Source organism: Microbacterium sp. CFBP 8794 (genome assembly GCF_014841235.1).
In the GTDB taxonomy this organism is placed as follows: domain Bacteria; phylum Actinomycetota; class Actinomycetes; order Actinomycetales; family Microbacteriaceae; genus Microbacterium.
In genome coordinates, this window is sequence record NZ_JACYTT010000005.1 from 132,829 (window position 1) to 151,298 (window position 18,470).

Annotated in this window: 16 protein-coding genes; 11 read left to right on the plus strand and 5 right to left on the minus strand. The window is 71.2% G+C overall.

Annotated elements, in window-relative coordinates:
- Window positions 1-4 precede the first annotated feature (4 nt).
- From IFU19_RS14610 to IFU19_RS14620, 3 genes are all read left to right on the plus strand, one after another.
- The gene (locus IFU19_RS14610) at window positions 5-466 is read left to right on the plus strand and encodes a prepilin peptidase (RefSeq protein ID WP_191916261.1); all 462 of its coding nucleotides are present in this window, start codon (window positions 5-7) and stop codon (window positions 464-466) included.
- Between the two features lie 138 nt (window positions 467-604).
- A complete protein-coding gene (locus tag IFU19_RS14615; protein ID WP_191916262.1) occupies window positions 605-1,690 on the plus strand; it encodes a YhjD/YihY/BrkB family envelope integrity protein in 1,086 nt (361 codons plus the stop codon).
- The gene (locus tag IFU19_RS14620) at window positions 1,683-2,417 is read left to right on the plus strand and encodes an NAD(P)H-hydrate epimerase (RefSeq protein WP_191916263.1); all 735 of its coding nucleotides are present in this window, start codon (window positions 1,683-1,685) and stop codon (window positions 2,415-2,417) included. The genes IFU19_RS14615 and IFU19_RS14620 overlap by 8 nt, the downstream gene beginning before the upstream one ends.
- Window positions 2,418-2,561: 144 nt before the next feature.
- On the opposite strand, the gene IFU19_RS14625 is transcribed toward IFU19_RS14620, so the two are convergent.
- A complete protein-coding gene (locus tag IFU19_RS14625) occupies window positions 2,562-3,317 on the minus strand; it encodes a glutamine amidotransferase (protein WP_191916264.1) in 756 nt (251 codons plus the stop codon).
- A 68-nt stretch (window positions 3,318-3,385) separates the two neighbouring features.
- On the opposite strand from IFU19_RS14625, the gene IFU19_RS14630 reads away from it, so the two are divergent.
- Both IFU19_RS14630 and IFU19_RS14635 read left to right on the plus strand, forming a co-directional pair.
- The gene (locus tag IFU19_RS14630; protein ID WP_055835457.1) at window positions 3,386-3,613 is read left to right on the plus strand and encodes a hypothetical protein; all 228 of its coding nucleotides are present in this window, start codon (window positions 3,386-3,388) and stop codon (window positions 3,611-3,613) included.
- Entirely contained in the window at window positions 3,610-4,260 is a 651-nt protein-coding gene (locus tag IFU19_RS14635; protein WP_192040460.1) for a CYTH domain-containing protein, read from the plus strand. Before IFU19_RS14630 ends, IFU19_RS14635 begins: the two co-directional genes overlap by 4 nt.
- A 79-nt stretch (window positions 4,261-4,339) precedes the next feature.
- On the opposite strand, the gene lpdA is transcribed toward IFU19_RS14635, so the two are convergent.
- Together lpdA and IFU19_RS14645 are read right to left on the minus strand one after the other, a co-directional pair.
- On the minus strand, window positions 4,340-5,737 hold the full coding sequence (gene lpdA, locus IFU19_RS14640) for a dihydrolipoyl dehydrogenase (protein WP_055835463.1): 1,398 nt from the start codon (window positions 5,735-5,737) through the stop codon (window positions 4,340-4,342).
- 9 nt (window positions 5,738-5,746) lie between these two features.
- Window positions 5,747-6,409, minus strand: coding sequence for a copper resistance protein CopC (locus IFU19_RS14645; protein WP_192212061.1), 663 nt, complete (start codon window positions 6,407-6,409; stop codon window positions 5,747-5,749).
- 352 nt (window positions 6,410-6,761) lie between these two features.
- Here IFU19_RS14645 and IFU19_RS14650 point away from each other — a divergent pair, with 352 nt between their 5' ends.
- The 3 genes from IFU19_RS14650 to IFU19_RS14660 all read left to right on the plus strand — a co-directional run bounded on the left by IFU19_RS14650 (window position 6,762) and on the right by IFU19_RS14660 (window position 8,584).
- The gene (locus IFU19_RS14650; RefSeq protein WP_055835469.1) at window positions 6,762-7,256 is read left to right on the plus strand and encodes an FHA domain-containing protein; all 495 of its coding nucleotides are present in this window, start codon (window positions 6,762-6,764) and stop codon (window positions 7,254-7,256) included.
- Window positions 7,256-7,942: a transcriptional regulator FtsR gene (ftsR, locus tag IFU19_RS14655; RefSeq protein WP_055835472.1), complete on the plus strand. Its 687-nt coding sequence runs from the start codon at window positions 7,256-7,258 to the stop codon at window positions 7,940-7,942. Before IFU19_RS14650 ends, ftsR begins: the two co-directional genes overlap by 1 nt.
- Window positions 7,943-8,038: 96 nt before the next feature.
- Window positions 8,039-8,584: a MerR family transcriptional regulator gene (locus IFU19_RS14660; RefSeq protein WP_055835475.1), complete on the plus strand. Its 546-nt coding sequence runs from the start codon at window positions 8,039-8,041 to the stop codon at window positions 8,582-8,584.
- Window positions 8,585-8,793: 209 nt separating this feature from the next.
- On the opposite strand, the gene IFU19_RS14665 is transcribed toward IFU19_RS14660, so the two are convergent.
- A complete protein-coding gene (locus tag IFU19_RS14665) occupies window positions 8,794-9,606 on the minus strand; it encodes a ParA family protein (RefSeq protein ID WP_055835478.1) in 813 nt (270 codons plus the stop codon).
- A gap of 68 nt (window positions 9,607-9,674) precedes the next feature.
- Here IFU19_RS14665 and IFU19_RS14670 point away from each other — a divergent pair, with 68 nt between their 5' ends.
- From IFU19_RS14670 to def, 3 genes are read left to right on the plus strand one after another with little or no spacing between them, the layout of a single operon-like run.
- Window positions 9,675-13,082 (plus strand): pyruvate carboxylase, encoded by a 3,408-nt coding sequence (locus IFU19_RS14670; RefSeq protein ID WP_192212062.1) that lies wholly within the window; start codon window positions 9,675-9,677, stop codon window positions 13,080-13,082.
- Between the two features lie 46 nt (window positions 13,083-13,128).
- Window positions 13,129-15,861: a nucleotide-binding protein gene (locus IFU19_RS17095; RefSeq protein WP_342343436.1), complete on the plus strand. Its 2,733-nt coding sequence runs from the start codon at window positions 13,129-13,131 to the stop codon at window positions 15,859-15,861.
- Window positions 15,858-16,349 carry a peptide deformylase gene (gene def / locus IFU19_RS14680; protein WP_192212063.1) on the plus strand — a complete coding sequence of 164 codons (492 nt, stop codon included), beginning with the start codon at window positions 15,858-15,860 and terminating at the stop codon, window positions 16,347-16,349. Before IFU19_RS17095 ends, def begins: the two co-directional genes overlap by 4 nt.
- Window positions 16,350-16,514: 165 nt before the next feature.
- Here the strand turns inward: def and IFU19_RS14685 are convergent, their stop codons facing one another.
- On the minus strand, window positions 16,515-18,341 hold the full coding sequence (locus IFU19_RS14685) for an AMP-binding protein (RefSeq protein WP_192212064.1): 1,827 nt from the start codon (window positions 18,339-18,341) through the stop codon (window positions 16,515-16,517).
- Window positions 18,342-18,470 lie beyond the last annotated feature (129 nt).

Consider the following 18,470-nt stretch of genomic DNA (forward strand, 5'->3'; position numbering starts at 1 on the left):
GCGGATGCCGTGGGCTCTCGCCCCCGCTCTGGCGGTGTTCGCGGTGCTCGGCCTCGTGCTGGTGGTCATCGACGTGCGAACGCACCGCCTCCCCGATGCGCTCGTGCTGCCGGGCGGGGCGACGATCCTGGTGCTGCTGGTCGGCTCGGCGCTGACCATCGGTGAACCCGAACGCGTGGGTGGCGTCGTCGGGGGAGCGGCGCTGGCGTTCGTCGGCTGCCTCGCGGTGCATCTCGCCCGCCCGGCGGCGTTCGGCGGGGGCGACGTCAAGCTCGCCGCGGTCTGCGGCGCGGTCCTCGGATGGTGCGGCGTCGAGGCCGTGGCGTCGGGTCTGGCGGCCGGTTTCGTCGCCGGCGGGGTCGCGGCGGCGGGAACGGTCGCGGCGGGGGAACGCGGCGCCGCGCTCGCCTTCGGCCCCTTCCTCCTTGCCGGAACGTGGTGGCGGGTGCTCTCCGGCCCGGGGTGAGTTCAGCGGCCGGCGCCCCCGGAACGTCACGCGTCGGGTTCGAGAGCGTCGAGAGGCGCGCGGCCCGTTCGGCTGTCGCGCGCGGTCCGATCGGTCAACCCCGCTGGCCGGTCGTCTCGGCGTGGATACGCTGACCCCATGCCCGCCCTCATTCGTCGTGTCACCGCGTGGGCCCTGTCGCTCCGTGTCGTGCGCGCCTTCCTCGTCTACTCGGGGGCGCGTGGCCCCATGCTGGCCGACAGCGTGACCTACCGCACCCTGTTCAGCCTGTTCGCCGCGGTGCTGCTGGGCTTCTCGTTCGCCGCGCTCTGGCTCGCGGGGAACCCCGCCGGGTTGAGCGCCCTCACGAGCTCGGTGAACAGCGTGGTCCCCGGTCTCGTCGGCCCCAAGGGGCTGCTCGACGTGAGCAGCATCGATGCCCCGGCGGGCTTCACGCTGGGCGGCATCCTCGGAACCCTCGGTCTTCTGGGTGCCGCGATCGGCGCCATCGGCTCGCTGCGCTCCGCGCTGCGTCAGATCGCCGGGGTGACCACCGACGACACGCTGATCGTGTGGGTGCTGCTGCGCAACCTCGGCGTGGCCCTCGGCATCGGCGTCGCGCTCGTCGCCGCCGCGCTCGTGACGTTCGTCGCCACGGCCGGACTGACCTTCGTGCGCGAGCTCATCGGCGTGTCCGCCGACTCGTGGGTGACCGCGTTCTTCACGTGGCTCGTGTCGACCATCATTGTTCTGGCGCTCGACTCGGCCGCCATCGCGGTGGCGTTCGCGGCGTTGTCCGGGGTGCGCACCCGCCGCAGCACTCTCCTGCGCGGGGCCCTCCTCGGCGGCTTCGGCCTGGTGGTGCTCCAGCAGCTGTCGGGACTGTTCATCGGCGGCGCGAGCAACAACCCGCTGCTGGCGACGTTCGCCTCGCTGATCGCCCTTCTGCTCTGGCTCAACCTGTCGAGCCAGGTGATCCTGATCGCCGGGGCCTACATCACCGTGGCGACGGAAGAAGATCACGACCGCGTCCGCGCCAAGTTCGGCGCGTCGACGATGATCCAGTTCCGCGTCCGCCGCGCCGAGAAGGCCGTCCAGGCGGCGACCGGCGAGTTGACGGCCGCGCGCGAGGCCGAAACGAAGGAACGCGAGACGCTCGCCACCGCCGATCCCACCGCCGCTGCACGCGAGAGCGAGGCCGAGTCGAACGCCGGGGCGAAGGCCGGCGCTCAGACCGATGTCTGACCCGCGATCGGCCGTGCTGGCCACCGGTGAACGCGTCGCCGCCTACACGGCCGACGCGGTGCGGGCCGCCGAAGCCCCGCGGCTGGCCGAGGGGCACCCGCTCATGCGCTGGGCGGCGTCGGCCCTCGCCGAGATCGCCGCGGCCGAGTCGGCGCGGGCACCCGGCCCCGTGCTCGTGCTCGTCGGCGCCGGCGACAACGGCGGCGATGCGCTCTACGCCGCGGCCGAGCTCGCCCGGGGGCCCGAGCGCGTCGACGTCGTGCTGGTGCGCGACCGCGTGCACCGCGCCGCCTTCGACGCGGCCGTCGCCGCGGGCGCGCGCGTGCTGCCGGCGTCGGAGGTCTGCGCGCGGGTCGGCGACTACGCGCTGGTGCTCGACGGCATCCTGGGGATCGGGCGCCTGACCGACCGGCGGTTGCGCGGGGGTTCCCGGGCGATCGTCGAGTGCATCCTCGCGCTCCCCTCGGGTCGACCGCGGGTGATCGCCGTCGATGTGCCGAGCGGGCTCGACCCCGACGAGGGCACCGCGGATGCCGCCGTCCTCCCCGCCGACCTCACGGTCACGTTCGGTGCGCTCAAGGCGGGACTCGTCCGTGGGCGCGGACCCGAGCTCGCCGGACGCGTGCACCTCGTCGACCTCGGCCTCGACCCGTTCCTGCGCCGCGCGCACCCGGCCGTCACCGCGGCGCTCGACGTCGTGCGGGTCACGCCGCCGCAGCGCGCCTGAGCGGTCGCGGCGTCGCGGTCTCGCTCCGGAGCGACAGTCGCGTCCCCGGGCACGCCGAGCCCCTCGCGATTCGCACGAGGGCTCCGCAGCGACGCCGCGGGGGAGCGCTCGCGACGCGCACGGCCCCGAAAGGCGCGTGCGGCGTCAGCGCGCGTAGCGCTCGACGAACGTCCGCAGCAGGAGCGAGGGTGCCTCGACGGGCGCGCGTCGCACCGCGGCGAGCGTGAGGTCGAGCTCGTCGGCGGCGAAGTAGCCGAAGGCCGCATAGGCGTGGATCCGCGTGACGATCCCGTCGAGGTCGAGCTCCGGGTGGAACTGCGTCGCGTAGACGTTCTGCCCGAGCCGGAACATCTGCACCGGGCACGTGGAAGACGAGGCCAGCAGCACGGCGCTCGAGGGCAGCTCGCTGATCGCTTCTTTGTGGCCGACGAAGGCGGGGAAGGTTTCGGGAAGCCCCGCGGCGAGCGGGTCGTCGCGTCCCTCGGCGGTGAGGGTCACGTCGACGACGCTGATCGGCTCGGCGTACGTGCCGTCGATGGGTGCCCCCAGGTGCGTCCCCAGGGTGCCCACGCCGTAACAGGCGCCGAGGAACGGGGTGTCGCGCGCGACGACCGCCTCGACGAGTGCGGCGATCTCGGCCTCGACCCGCTGCTGCACCGCGGACTTGCGCTCGATCGGGTCCGAGGCGTTGAACGGACTTCCCCCGACCAGGATGCCGGAGATCTCGTCGAGGTCGAGATCGGGCATCGACTCGCGTTCCAGGCGCACACGCCGCAGGCGCTCGGGAGGCAGACCCGTGAACCGGAGGAAGAGTGCGTACTCCTCGTCTGCCGGGCCGTCCTGCGCGCGCGTGGCGAGAAGGACGAACGGGCGATCACCGGGCAGGTCCGTCCATGTCACCCGAGCGATTCTAAGCCCGCCCTGTCAAGGCGCGGGGCGCGGTCGGCCCCGCGGTCTACGCTGGCGGCATGGCTATTGCACGACTGACCGGAGGCCCGCTCGACGGGCAGGTGCTCCCCCTCGAGAACGAGACCGACGACACGCTGATCATGCCCTACAGCGAGGGACAGCTCGTCTACCGTCGCGACGGCGGTCTCGAGAACACCGGAGACGCCGACGGCCCCACGCAGGCGGTCTTCGTCTTCTCGGAGGAGACCGAGGACATCAACCCGAACGCCGACGGACGCGACGATTGAGCGCAGACTCGCACGGCGCCTCCAGCGTCGAGATCGAGTCGAAGTACGACGTCGACGACACCACACCCCTGCCCGACTGGTCGGCGCTGCCGGGTGTGGTGTCGGTCGGCGCGGCCGAACCGCGTGACCTCGACGCACGCTACGTCGACACGCCCGCGGCCGACCTGGCCCGCGCCGGCATCGCCGTGCGTCGACGCACCGGCGGCCCCGACGCCGGGTGGCATGTGAAGGGCCCGCTCGACGGCGCGGGTCGCACCGAGACGCACTGGCCGTTGGACGACGACACGTCCACCGCCCCCGGTGCAGACCCGGTGGTGCCTCCGGCGGTTCAGGATGCCGTCGCCGCTCACGCGGCGCCACCGTTCATCCCGCTCGCGCGGCTGCGGAACGACCGCACCGCGTACGCCCTGCTCGACGCCGACGGTGAGCAGGTCGCCGAGTTCGTCGACGATCACGTGCGCGCGCGCGATGAGCGCCGCGGCGTGGAATCGGCGTGGCGCGAGTGGGAGGTCGAGCTGGGCCCCGCCGGTCCCGCCGACGAGCAGGGGCGCGGGGCCTTCTTCGCCGCCGTCGACGCGGCGGTGTTCGCCGCGGGCGGTCGCCCCGCGGCATCCGGATCGAAGCTCGCTCGGGCGCTCGGCCGCTGACGCGCCTCGACTCCACACACGTCACACCGACGACGAAGGCCCGCCCGGAACACCGGGCGGGCCTTCGTTCTCTGACGGGTCAGAGGTTGATCATGTGCCCCGCGAGGCCGTGGAAGGCCTCTTGCAGGCCCTCCGACAGCGTCGGGTGGGTGTGCACGTTGCGGGCTGCTTCGAGAGCGGTGAGGTCCCACTTCTGCGCCAGCGTGAGCTCGGGCAGCAGCTCCGAGACGTCGGGGCCGATGAGGTGGCCGCCGATGAGCTCGAGGGTCTCGGCGTCGGCGACGAGCTTGACGAAACCGACGGGCTCGCCGAGGCCGTTCGCCTTGCCGTTGGCCGAGAACGGGAACTTCGACACCTTGATGTCGTGGCCCGCGTCGCGTGCCTGCTGCTCGGTCAGGCCGAACGAGGCGACCTGCGGGTTGCAGAACGTCGCGCGCGGCATGTTGCGGTAGTCGCCGAGGGTCTGCGTCTCGGCATTGCCGATGGTCTCGGCCGCGACGACGCCCTGGGCCTCGGCCACGTGCGCGAGCTGCAGCTTCGCGGTGACGTCGCCGATGGAGTAGATGTGCGGCACGTTGGTGCGCATGTGGTCGTCGATCTCGATGGCGCCGCGCTCGGTGAGCTTCACGCCCGTGTTCTCGAGGCCGAAGCCGTCGACCTTCGGCGCGAAGCCGATCGACATGAGCACGCGGCCGGCGTCGATCGACCCCTGCGAGCCGTCCTTCGCCGTGTAGGCGACGGTGACCTTGTCGCCGTGGTCGGTGACCGAGTCGACCTTGGTCGAGGTGAGGATGTCGACGCCGTAGCCCTTGTACTGCTTCTGGATCTCTTTCGAGACCTCGGCGTCTTCGTTGGGCAGGGCGCGATCGAGGAACTCGATGATGGTGACCTTCACGCCGTAGTTCGTCATGACGTAGGCGAACTCCATACCGATGGCACCGGCGCCGACGATGACGATCGACTCGGGGAGCTCGCGGGTGAGGATCTGCTCTTCGTAGGTCACGACGTTCTCGCTCAGCGTGACGCCCGGGAGCAGACGCACGGTGGAGCCCGTGGCGATGATGACGTTGTCGAAGGTGACCTGCTCCTTCGAGCCGTCGGTCTTGGTCACGTCGAGCGTGTGGTCGTCGGCGAAGTACCCGCGACCCTCGTACTCGGTGACCTTGTTCTTCTTCATCAGGTAGTGGATGCCCTTGACGTGGCCGGCGGCCACCGACCGCGAACGGTCGAACGCCTTGCCGAAGTCGAAGTGCACGTCACCCGAGATGCCGAACATGTCGGCCTTCGCGTGGAAGGTGTGAGCGAGGTCGGCGTTGCGCAGAAGGGCCTTGGAGGGGATGCACCCGACGTTGAGGCACACACCGCCCCAGTACTTCTCTTCGACGATCGCGACCGATAGTCCGAGCTGTGCGCCGCGGACGGCGGCCACATACCCGCCGGGACCCGCACCGAGAATGACCAGATCGTAATGAGGCATGCGCAAATCCTATCGCGCGGGGGTGCCGGTCGACCCGCCACCGGACGCACGACGACGGCCGCGCGACACGACGACGACGATGATCACCGCGGCGACCAGCACGAGCGCGACCACCAGCAGGATCCACGGCAGGGGAGAGGCCTCCGACGCGGTGTCCGCCGGGACGGCGGTGGCATCCGGAGTCGACGTGGGAGCGGCGCTCTCGGCCGTGGTCTGGCTCGCCGAGGGCGCGGGCGAGGAGGTGGGCGTGGCCGTCGCGGTCGGGGTGGGGGCGGCCGCGGGCACGGTGAACGAGAACGACCCGTCGATGGGGTGACCGTCGCTCGACACCACGCGCCAGAGCACCGAGACGGCGCCCGATGCGGGTCCGGCCAGCGGCTGCACGACGGTGCTGCCGTCGACGACCGGCGCGCCGGAGGTCAGCGACGCACCCGACGCGTCGGTGACCTGCACGACGGTGGCTCCGGGGTCGGTCAGCACATCGGCGCTGTAGGTGAAGGTGATCTCGGCGGGCAACGCCTCGAGCACGGCATCGGCCGACGGGTCGGTCGAGACCAGCTCGTCGTGCGCTGCGGCGGGGAGCGCCGGCACGAGCAGAGCGGCGGCGGCCAGCAGGGCGGTCGCGAGGAGGGCGGGGAGGGTGCGCCGACGCGGCGCCACGGGGGAAGTCACTGTCCGACCCTAACGAGACCTCCCGACACGGGCCTGGGAGCGTCCATGACGCGCCCGCGTCGGGTGAGAGAAGGAGTGCGCGCGGGTGACCCGGAGCGGGGCGGTGTCCGTTCCGTGGGCCCGCCGCACCCGGGGCGCGGCAGGACAACGATGACGCCGCGCGGGCGCGGACTCGACAGGGCCGTCTCCGGGTCGGTAGGTTCGAGTGTCCGCGCCTGGCCTTCCGCGACCCGAAACGCGTTGCCCGGCGTCGACGAACGAAGACACATCACGCATCATCACGGCCCGCGCGAGGCCGGTTCCCCCTCCCCAGGCGAATCGGTCGGGTTATGGTGAACGAGAAGGAGAAGCCGTGGACGAGACCCGCCGATTCGATCGCGACGACATTCGGCGCGCGGCTGACGCCGTCGCGTCCGAGCGTTCGCACGACACGACCGAGACCTTCGGCCACGACGCCGACCTGTCCTTCGTCCCCTTCGGCGCCGACCTCACCGAGGCCGAGCTCGAAGCCATCGACGCGCTTCCCGGAGGAGCCGCCCTTCTGATCGTGCGCTCCGGCCCGACCACCGGCGCCCGGTATCTGCTCGACACCGACGTCACCACGGTCGGACGCCACCCCGAGGCCGACCTCTTCTTCGACGACGTGACCGTCTCGCGTCGCCACGCCGAGATCATCCGCACGGGCACGGCGTTCGAGATCGTCGACCAGCGCTCGCTCAACGGGAGCTACGTCAACGGCGAACGCGTCGACCGCTCCGCCCTCGTCAACGGCGCCGAGGTGCGCATCGGCAAGTTCCGGCTGAACTTCTTCGGTTCGCCGGTCGACCTGCCCGCGGCAGAGCACTGATGGCGGCAGCCCCCTCCCGTGGTCGTCAGACGGCTGCGGGGCTGCTCAGCATCGGTCAGGTGCTCGCGCGTCTGACCCCCGATTTCCCGGCCCTCACCTCCAGCAAGCTGCGCTTCCTCGAGGTGCAGGGCATCGTCTCGCCCACGCGCACCGAGTCGGGCTACCGAAAGTTCTCACCGGCCGACCTCGAGCGTCTGCGCATGGCGCTCACGCTCCAGCGCGACCACTACCTGCCGCTCGTCGTCATCCGCGACTACCTGGCCGAGCTCGACGCGGGCCGTAACCCCGCCCCGCCGACGTCGATCCCGTCGATGACCGCCGCCCCGCGCCGCTACCGGCGCGACGAGCTGCTGAGCACCGCGGGTGCCGGCCCCCAGCTGCTGAACGACGCCGTGAGCACCGGCGTGATCACGGCGGCCGAGACCTACCCGGAGCAGACCGTCGCGCTTCTGCGCGCCCTGGTCGCCCTCGACCGTCACGGGATCGAGCCCCGCCACGTGCGGGCGCTGCGACAGAGCGCGGAGCGCGAGGTTGCACTCGTCGAGTCGGCGATGTCGGCCCTGCTGCGGCGTCCCGACGCGGCATCCCGAGCCCGTGCGAGCGAGCTCGCGCCCGAGCTCGCCACCCGTCTCGACGAGGTGCGGGGGATGTTCGTGCGCGAAGCGCTCGAGCGGATCCTGTCCTGATTGCGACACGCCGCAGCCCCCGACGCGGATGTCATTGCCGGGGGACCCTCGCTGATCTAGCGTGGAAGGAACGAACCGATGAGGAGGAACGCGAGCATGAACGCTGGCGACGCACTCGGTGAACCCCGGTTCGCTTCCGATCTCCTCTTCACCGACGGTCTGCCCGAGATGGACGACGACACCGGTTATCGCGGCGCCGTCGCCGCCCGTGCCGCCGGCATCACGTACCGTCAGCTCGACTACTGGGCCCGCACCGAACTCGTCGTTCCGACCGTCCGCGGGGCGAGCGGCTCGGGTTCGCAGCGGCTGTACGGCTTCCGCGACATCCTCGTGCTCAAGCTCGTCAAGCGCCTGCTCGACACCGGCATCTCGCTGCAGCAGATCCGCACCGCCGTCGATCAGCTCCGCGCCGCGGGGATCCGCGACCTCGCCGGCACCACGCTGATGAGCGACGGGGCCTCGGTCTACCTGTGCACCTCGAACGACGAGGTCATCGACCTGGTCAGCCGGGGTCAAGGCGTCTTCGGCATCGCGGTCGGCAAGGTGCTGCGCGAGGTCGAGTCGACGCTGGTCGACTTCGAGTCGGCCACGTCCGACTCCGTCGACGAGCTGGCGGCCCGTCGTGCCGCCCGCACCGCCTGACCGCACCCCGCACCTCTCCGCCCCCCGGGTGCCACGGCATCCGGGTTTCGCTTTGTCCCGCGCGCGAGGGGCCACGTTTTGTCGCTTCGCCCCGACCCGAGGCGACAATGCTCGGCGACTCACGCGGGGGTGACCACGGGGAGCGAGACGAGAGACGCCGCCCGGCTGCGGGGCAGCGGGACGGCGTCTCGTCGAAGAAGCGGCGTCGGTCAGGCCTGCGGGGCCTCGTTCTCGACGGGGATGCGGCCGGTGCGCACGATCCGGTCGAGCAGGGCATCGAAGTCGGCGGCGAGTTCCTGCGCGCTGTCGCCGGGCCAGACGTGCAGCGGCTTGGCCGCACCCTGCGCCTGCTGCAGCGAGGTGCGCTCGGGCAGCTGCGGGTTGAGCACGAGGGGGCCGAACATGTCGCGGAGCTCCTTGATGCGGAACTGGTGCTCGATCGACTGCGGGCGCACGCGGTTCACCACGACGCCGAGGGGCTGCAGCCGCGGCGAGAGACCGCGGCGGATCTCCTCGATCGCGCGGAGAGCTCGGTCGGCGGCGGCCACCGAGAACAGGCCCGGCTCGGTCACCACGACGACGCGGTCGCTCGCCGCCCACGCGGTGCGCGTGAGGGCGTTCAGCGACGGGGCGCAGTCGATGAGCACGAGGTCGTAGTCGGCCTCGATCGTCGCGAGCGCCTCTTCGAGCTTCCACACATCGCGGACGCTCGGGTGCGGACCGTCGAAGTTGATGGCCGAGGGGCTGCCGATGAGCACATCGATCGTGCCGGGGTGGACCTTCGCCCAGCCGCTCGAGGTAATCGCCTGACGGACGACCTTCTCTTTCGGGTTCGCGAGGACATCGGCGATGTTGAGACGGCCGGCGACCTGGATGTCCATACCGGTCGACACATCGGACTGGGGGTCGAGGTCGACGACGAGAGTGCGAACGCCACGTGCGAAGGCAGCGGATGCCAGCCCGAGCGTCACGGTCGTCTTGCCGACCCCGCCTTTCAAAGAGCTGACGGAGAGTACGTGCACGAGAGTCCACGTTACCGTCCCCTAGGCTGTGAGCACATTCAGCTCCGCCAGCTTGACGTGAGGTGCGCATGTTCTCGAAGATTCTGGTCGCCAATCGGGGAGAGATCGCCATCCGCGCGTTCCGAGCCGCCTACGAGGTCGGCGCGCGCACGGTCGCGGTCTACCCCTACGAGGACCGTGCGTCGCTGCACCGCCTCAAGGCCGACGAGGCCTACCAGATCGGCGAGCGCGGCCACCCGGTGCGCGCCTACCTCGACGTCGACGAGATCATCCGCGTCGCACGCGAATGCGGGGCGGATGCCATCTACCCGGGCTACGGGTTCCTCTCCGAGAACCCCGAGCTCGCCGAGAAGGCCGCCGCCCACGGCATCACCTTCATCGGCCCGCCCGCCGAGGTGCTGTCGATGGCGGGCAACAAGGTCACCGCCAAAGAGCACGCGGTCGCCGCCGGCGTTCCGGTGCTGCGCTCCACCGCGGCCTCCGACGACATCGACGCCCTGGTCGCGCAGGCCGACGACATCGGCTTCCCGCTCTTCGCCAAGGCCGTGGCCGGCGGCGGCGGGCGCGGCATGCGTCGCGTCGAGGCACTCGGCGAACTCGCCCCGGCTCTGGCCGAGGCGATGCGCGAAGCGCAGAGCGCCTTCGGCGACGCGCGCATGTTCCTCGAACAGGCCGTGCAGCGTCCCCGCCATATCGAGGTGCAGATCCTCGCGGATGCCACGGGCGAGACCATCCACCTGTTCGAGCGCGACTGCTCGGTGCAGCGCCGGCACCAGAAGGTCATCGAGATCGCCCCCGCGCCCAACCTCGACGAGACGGTGCGACAGGACCTGCACCGCTACGGGGTCGCATTCGCCCGGTCGATCGGCTACCAGAACGCCGGAACCGTCGAGTTCCTGCTCGAGACCGCGGGGCCGCGCACCGGCGAGGTCGTCTTCATCGAGATGAACCCCCGCATCCAGGTCGAACACACCGTGACCGAGGAGGTCACCGACGTCGACCTCGTGCAGTCGCAGATGCGCATCGCCGCCGGCGAGACCCTCGCCGACCTGCACCTCACGCAGGACGAGGTGCACCTGCGCGGTGCCGCTCTTCAGTGCCGCATCACCACCGAGGACCCCACGCAGGGCTTCCGCCCCGACACCGGCAAGATCACCACGTACCGTTCACCGGGCGGTGCCGGCATCCGCCTCGACGGCGGCACGACCGCCGCGGGCTCGCAGGTGAGCCCGCACTTCGACTCGATGCTGTCGAAGCTCAGCTGCCGCGGCCGCGACTTCCCGGCGGCCGTCGCCCGCGCCCGCCGTGCCCTGGCGGAGTTCCGCATCCGCGGAGTGTCGACGAACATCTCGTTCCTGCGGGCGGTGCTCGACGATCCCGCCTTCGTGGCGGGCGACCTCAGCACCTCGTTCATCGACGAGCGCCCCGAACTGCTGGCGGGCCGCGAGTCGAAGGACCGCGGCACCAAGGTGCTGTCGTGGCTCGTCGACACCACGGTGAACCGTCCGAACGGCGAGAACCCGCTGTCGATCGACCCGGGCGCCAAGCTCCCCGCCCTCGACCTGGTCGAGCCCGCGCCCGCGGGCTCGCGCCAGCGCCTGCAGGAACTCGGACCCGTCGGCTTCGCCCGAGCGCTGCGGGAGCAGACGGCTCTCGCTGTCACCGAGACGACGTTCCGCGACGCCCACCAGTCTCTGCTCGCCACCCGCGTGCGCACCCGCGACCTCGCTCGCGTCGCGCCGTACGTCGCGCGCATGACGCCCGGCCTGCTGTCGGTCGAGGCCTGGGGCGGCGCGACGTACGACGTCGCCCTGCGCTTCCTCGGCGAAGACCCGTGGGAGCGCCTCGACGCCCTCCGCGCCGCGCTCCCGAACGTCGCGATCCAGATGCTCCTGCGCGGGCGGAACACCGTCGGGTACACCCCGTACCCCACCGAGGTCACCCACGCATTCGTCGCCGAGGCAGCGGCATCCGGTGTCGACATCTTCCGCATCTTCGACGCCCTCAACGACGTCTCGCAGATGCGCCCGGCGATCGACGCGGTGCTCGCGACCGGAACCGCGGTGGCCGAGGTGGCCATCTGCTACACCGGCGACCTTCTCGACCCGGCCGAGACCCTGTACACGCTCGACTACTACCTGGCGCTCGCCGAACAGATCGTCGACGCGGGTGCGCACATCCTCGCCATCAAGGACATGGCGGGTCTGCTGCGCCCGGCCGCGGCATCGCGCCTGGTCACGGCGCTGCGTGAGAGGTTCGACCTGCCCGTGCACGTGCACACCCACGACACCGCCGGGGGACAGCTCGCCACCCTGCTGGCCGCCTCGGCGGCGGGGGCGGATGCCGTGGACGCGGCCGCCGCTCCCATGGCGGGCACCACGAGCCAGCCGTCGTTGTCGGCCCTGGTCGCCGCCCTCGCGCACACCGAGCGCGACACCGGGCTGGATCTCGAGGCCGTGAGCGACCTGGAGCCGTACTGGGAGGCCGTGCGCCACCTGTACCGTCCGTTCGAGTCGGGCCTCTCGGGCCCCACCGGCCGCGTGTACCGTCACGAGATCCCGGGTGGCCAGCTGTCGAACCTGCGTCAGCAGGCCATCGCGCTGGGCCTGTCCGACGACTTCGAGCTCATCGAGGACATGTACGCCGCCGCCGATCGCATCCTGGGGCGCGTTCCCAAGGTCACCCCGTCGTCGAAGGTGGTGGGCGATCTCGCCCTGCACCTCGCCGCGGTCAAGGCGGACCCCGCCGACTTCGAGCAGAACCCCGACAAGTACGACGTCCCCGATTCGGTCGTGTCGTTCATGGCGGGCGAGCTCGGCGACCTGCCCGGTGGGTGGCCGGAGCCGTTCCGATCGAAGGTGCTCGCCGGTCGCGACGTGAAGATCGGCGTCACGCCCCTCTCCGACGACGACACGGCGGCGCTCGCGGGAGCCCCGGCCGAGCGCCGCGCGCGCCTCAACCATCTGCTGTTCCCCGGGCCCACGCGCATCTTCGAGGAGATGCGCGCGTCGTACGGCGATCTCAGCGTGCTCGACACGGCCGACTACCTGTACGGACTCCGCGCGGGCGGGGAGCACACCGTCGAGATCGAGCGCGGCGTGCAGCTGTTCGTGGGCCTCGAGGCCGTGGGCGACGCCGACGACAAGGGCATGCGCACCGTCATGACCACGCTCAACGGGCAGCTGCGCCCCGTGTTCGTGCGTGATCGCTCGGTCAACGTCGAGGCGCGTCAGGCCGAGAAGGCCGACACGTCCACGCCGGGGCAGGTCGCAGCTCCTTTCTCGGGCGTGGTCACCATCAAGGCCGCGGTCGGCGACCACGTCACCGCGGGTCAGGCCGTCGCATCGATCGAGGCGATGAAGATGGAGGCCGCGATCGCGGCGTCCGTCGACGGTGTCGTCGAACGTGTCGCCATCGCTACCACACAGCAGGTGGAAGCGGGAGACCTTTTGCTGGTAATCCGCCACGCGCAGTAACCTGGGAGGGGGCGCTTTCGCGCCCTCTTCCCGTTTGGAGACTGCAGTGACCCCCGACCGCACCGACGCGAACCCCGACGAGAACGCAGAACACGGCGTCCTCGACGAGAGCGGGAACCTCGACACCGCCAGCATCACGATCCTCGGAGGACACATCGCCCAGGTCAACGTCGACCTGCCGACCGTGTCCGACGACGACGACCTCGACGACGACGTCATCGAGGACGAGGTCGTGATCGACGACGCCGACCTGCGCCCCCTCGAGGCGCCCGAGTTCCGCGATTCCCCCCTCGAGCGTTCCACCGAGATCGTCCACGAGCCGCACGTCGAGCAGCTGCCGACCGGCGACATCATCCTCGAACCGCACCATGACGAGGCCTCTGTCGGCGACGCCGAAGACGGCGATCACGACATCCATGACGCCGAGATCGTGCACGACGACGACCACGCCGGTTCCCCCTCGGCGGGGGACACGTGGGTCGACGTGGCCGTCGCGCACGCGACGGCGCTCGACGAGGAGGATGCCGGAGACACCGACGCGCGGGAGGATTCCGCGCCGTCGCACGCGCACGAGTCTCCTGCTGCTGAGGCGGAGATCGACGAGACCTCGGAGCCCGAGAGCACGGGCGGCCAGGACTCGGAGGACGACGTCGTCGAGAGCGACGTCGTCGAGACCGACCGCGGCGATGCGCACGGCGGCGATGCGCCCGCCGTCGACCCGCAGGACGACGCTGCGGACCACGACGGCGACGCTCACGCCCCGGACACGCACGACGCGGAAGCTCACGCGTTCGACGGCGTGACGTCGTCGGCCGACGACGAGGAGAGCGGCGTGAACGAGAGCTCCGCCGCCCTCGACGACCTCCACGACGTCGAGATCGTCGACGACGCCGAACTGTTCGCCGCGGATGCCGCGGACGGAGACGTCGAGCAGACCGAGCTGACCGCCGATCCGGCGCTGGCCGCGCCCGCCGATCCCGAGGGCGATGCGCAGCGGGAGGCCGAGTCGACCGACGTCGCGCGCACCGAGATCGATGACGACGTCACCGAGTCCGCAGGTTCCGACACCGCGGCCGAGGCCGTCGGGCTGCGCGCCGACGACGAGAGCGCGCGTGAGGCCGCCGTCGTTTCCGACGTCGACGCCTCGACGTCGCTCACGCGTGCTCCGTGGGTTCCCGCCCCCGCGGCGGGCGGACCCCGTGCCGAGGCCGAGGCGCCCGGCGAAGACGACGCGCACACCGATACCGACACCGGCACCGACGCGCACGCGGACATCGCCGCGGCCGTCGACACCGACCTTCCCGTCGAGGCAGGCGACACCGCCGCAGAGGCTTCCGCCAGCACGTCCGCGGAACAGGCCGATGTGCCCGACGCCGAGCAGCTCGACGCGCGCCCGGTCGTCCGCGAGTTCGAAACGTCTTCGACGTCGATCGTGATGGAGACCCCCACCGATGACGTCGCGGCGGCCGCGGCATCCACCGGTGCCCCGTCCGCCACCGGCGCCACCCCGATCGAGCCGAAGGCTCCGACCACCGCGTCGACCACCGCGTCGACCACAGTGACCCCCGAGCCCGCGTCCCACGCGGACGAGGTCGCACAGGCCGAGGTCGCACCGCGGAAGGCCACCGCCCCGGCCACCGGGACGGTGCCGACCACCCGCGCCGAGCGCGCGGCGACCGGCGTGATCGGAACGGTGCCGCTCACCCGCCGCAGCGCCCAGCAGGCCGACGAGGCCGCGCGCGTCGGGCGCGCCCACGCGCTCGAACGCGTCAAGACGCCCGAGCCCGAGGTGTCGCTCACGAGCAAGCGTCTCGGCCAGGTGGGCGACACGCGTGAGAGCGCCGACCTGCTCACCGCCGACCGGCTGCTCGATCCGCGGCAGATCGCCCGCCCCGAGCCTGAGGGCCTGTGGCGTCAGCTGGTGTATTCGGTGTCGGGTCACCGCATCAACCTCGGCGACGGCCGTCGTGCGCGCCAGCGCAAAGAGCTCGACCGCCGCATCTCGGCCCCGCTCGTCGGCGGTGCGCGATTCGTGCCGGTGCTCTCGCGCAAGGGCGGCGTCGGCAAGACGACCGTGACGTCGCTGCTGGGTATGGCCTTGGCCGACGCCCGCGAGGACCGCATCATCGCGGTCGACGCGAACCCCGACCGCGGAACCCTCGCCGATCGTGTCGGGAGCGCCAACGGCCGCACCGTGCGCGACCTCGTCCGCGCGCACGACGAGATGTCGGGATACAACGACGTCTCGTCGATCGTGGCCCGGGATGCCACGCGCCTGGACGTCCTGGCATCCGATACCGACCCGCGGGTGTCGGAGGCCTTCAGCGACGACGACTACCGCCAGGTCGCCGACGTCGCCGCGCACTACTACTCGATCGTGCTGACCGACACCGGCACGGGCATCGTCCACTCGGTGATGGGGGCCACCCTCGAGCTCGCGGACACGCTCGTCATCGTCGCCGGCCTCTCGGTCGACGAGGCCCGCCTGGCGTCGGAGACGCTGACGTGGCTCGAGACGAACGGGTACACGACGCAGGTGCGCGATGCCGTCGTCGTGCTCAACAACTCGCGGCCCGGTGCACCGCTCGTGCGCGAGAGCGAGCTCGAGGCGCACTTCCGCTCGCGCGTGCGCACCGTCATCCGCATGCCGTACGACGCGCGCATCGCCGCGGGCAGCGCGATCACGTTCCGCGAGCTGCAGCCGGCCACCCGCCAGGCGGCCCGCGAGCTCGCGGCCGCCGTGGTCGAAGGGCTTCGCGCTCCGGTGGCCACGGCATGACCGTCCGTGCGATCCGGCTGTTCGGCGACCCCGTGCTCCGCGCCGTCAGCGCGCCCATCGAGACGATCGACGACGGCATCCGCTCGCTCGTGCGGGATCTGCTCGACACGGTCGCGCTCCCCGGCCGGGCCGGAGTCGCGGCCCCCCAGATCGGGGTGAACCTGCGCGCCTTCAGCTACAACATCGACGGTGACATCGGCTACGTGCTGAACCCCGTGCTGGTCGAGACCCGCGGCGAACCGCAGACGGTGGGAGAGGGCTGCCTCTCGGTTCCGGGCCTCTGGCACGACGCGCAGCGCTTCCCCTGGGCACGGGTCGAGGGCATCGACCTCGACGGCGACCCGGTGGTGCTCGAGGGTGAGGGCTTGCTCGCCCAGGCGCTGCAGCACGAGACCGACCACCTCGACGGCATGCTGTACCTGTCGCGTCTTCCCGCCGACACGCGCCGCGAGGCCATGCGCCAGGTGCGCGAGAGCGACTGGTTCTGACCCGACGCTGTCGCATCCGGTCGGGCGCATCGTCAGCGCTGTGCGCGGGGTGAGTCCGATCCGCTCCCGAGGGACTGAGGTTGGGCCCATCGCGGAGGTTATGCGCCATCGACAGAGAACGGCCCGGCCCCCACGCGGGGGACCGGGCCGTTCGCGTCGCGCCCGTCAGGGGAGCGAGACGTTGGTGGTGTTGACCGGCACCGCGTAGATGTCCTCGATGTCGTCGGCGAAGTCGGCCACGATGACGTTGCGCTTGATGCTCATCTTCGGCGTGAGGTGCCCGCTGGCCTCGGTCCACTCCGTGGGCAGGATGGTGAACTTGCGGATCGACTCCGCGCGGGACACTCGCGCGTTGGCCCGGTGGATGGCGCCCTGCACCTCGGCGCGCACCTTCTCGTTCGCCGCGGCAGCGGTGAGCGTCATGTCGGAGGGCAGGCCGTTGTTGGCGAGCCACGTGGGGAGCATCTCGGAGTCCAGGGTCACGAGGGCCGAGATGAACGGCTTGTGGTCTCCGACGACGACGACCTGGCCGACGATCGGGTTCGCGCGGATGGGGTCTTCGAGAGCCGCGGGGGCGACGTTCTTGCCGCCGGCGGTGACGATGATCTCTTTCTTGCGACCGGTGATCGAAAGGAAGCCGTCACTGTCGAAGGCGCCGATGTCACCCGTCTTGAACCACTCGCCGTCGAACGCCTCGGCGGTGGCCTCGGGGTTCTGCCAGTACTCGCGGAAGACGTTGATGCCCCGCACCTGGATCTCGCCGTCGTCGGCCAGACGCACGCCCACGCCGGGCAGCACCGGACCGACCGAGCCGATCTTCGACTTCGTGGCGAGGTTGACCGTCGCCGGCGCCGTGGTCTCGGTGAGGCCGTAGCCCTCGAGGATGACCACGCCGAGGCTGCGGAAGAAGTGACCGAGCCGGGGGCCGAGCGGAGCCGACCCCGACACCGCGTACACGATCCGCCCGCCCATGGCATCCCGCAGTTTCGAGTACACGAGCTTGTCGAAGAGCGCGAACTTGATTCTGAGGCCCAGCGGGATGGACCGGCCGTCCTGCAGACGCTCGGAGTGCTCGATGGCCGCGGCGGCGGCCGCGCGGAAGATCTTGCCCTTGCCGCCGGCCTCGGCCTTCTGCTCGGCCGAGTTGTAGACCTTCTCGAACACGCGCGGCACGGCCAGCAGGAACGAGGGCCGGAACGAGCCGAGCGCGGGAAGCAGCTGCTTCGTGTCGGGCTGGTGGCCGGTCTTGACACCGGCGTGCACGTTCAGCAGCGAGATGAAGCGGGCGAAGACGTGCGCCGTCGTGATGAACAGCAGCGTCGAGGCGCCGGGTGTCTCGACGACCTCGTGCAGCGCCTTGGCGGAGTTGCGGGCGAGCTCGACGAAGTTGCTGTGCACCAGCACGCAGCCCTTCGGGCGTCCCGTCGACCCCGAGGTGTAGATGAGGGTCGCGACATCCGACGCCTTGGCCAGGTGGCGGCGGCGCTCGATCTCTTCGTCGGTGATGTGCCCGCCCCCGGCCACGAGCGTGTCGAGCGCGCCCGTGTGCATCTGCCACACGTCGCGGATGAGCGGCACGTCGCTGCGCACCTCGTCGAGGCGTTCGGCGTGCTCCGCCGACTCCAGGACGACGGCGATGGCGCCCGAATCCGAGAGGATCCACGAGATCTGCGCGGGGGAGCTCGTCTCGTACACCGGCACCATCACGGCGCCGGCGTAGAACAGCGCGAAATCGACGAGCGTCCAGTCGTAGGTCGTGCGCGCGATGAACGCCACCTTCTCGCCGGGCTGGATGCCCGCGGCGACGAATCCCTTCGCGAGCGCGATCACCTGCCGTTCGAACTCGGCGGCGGTGACGTCGCGCCATCCGTCGGCATCGGGCACCGCGAACAACGCGCGGTCGGGGGTCGCCCGCACACGGTCGGCCAGCAGGTCGGACGTGTTGGCGTCCGGGTCGGCGGCGACGAGGGGGGAGAGGTCGAACTGGATCACGGTAACTCCTTTGGCACCGGAAGAACGTCGAGCGGTTCGTCGAGTCTATCCGCACGTCTTTCCCTGCCCCGGGTGAAGTGCGTTCCTCGCACGGGTGTCCCGGGTGGCTAGACTGCTCCGGGCCGGCCG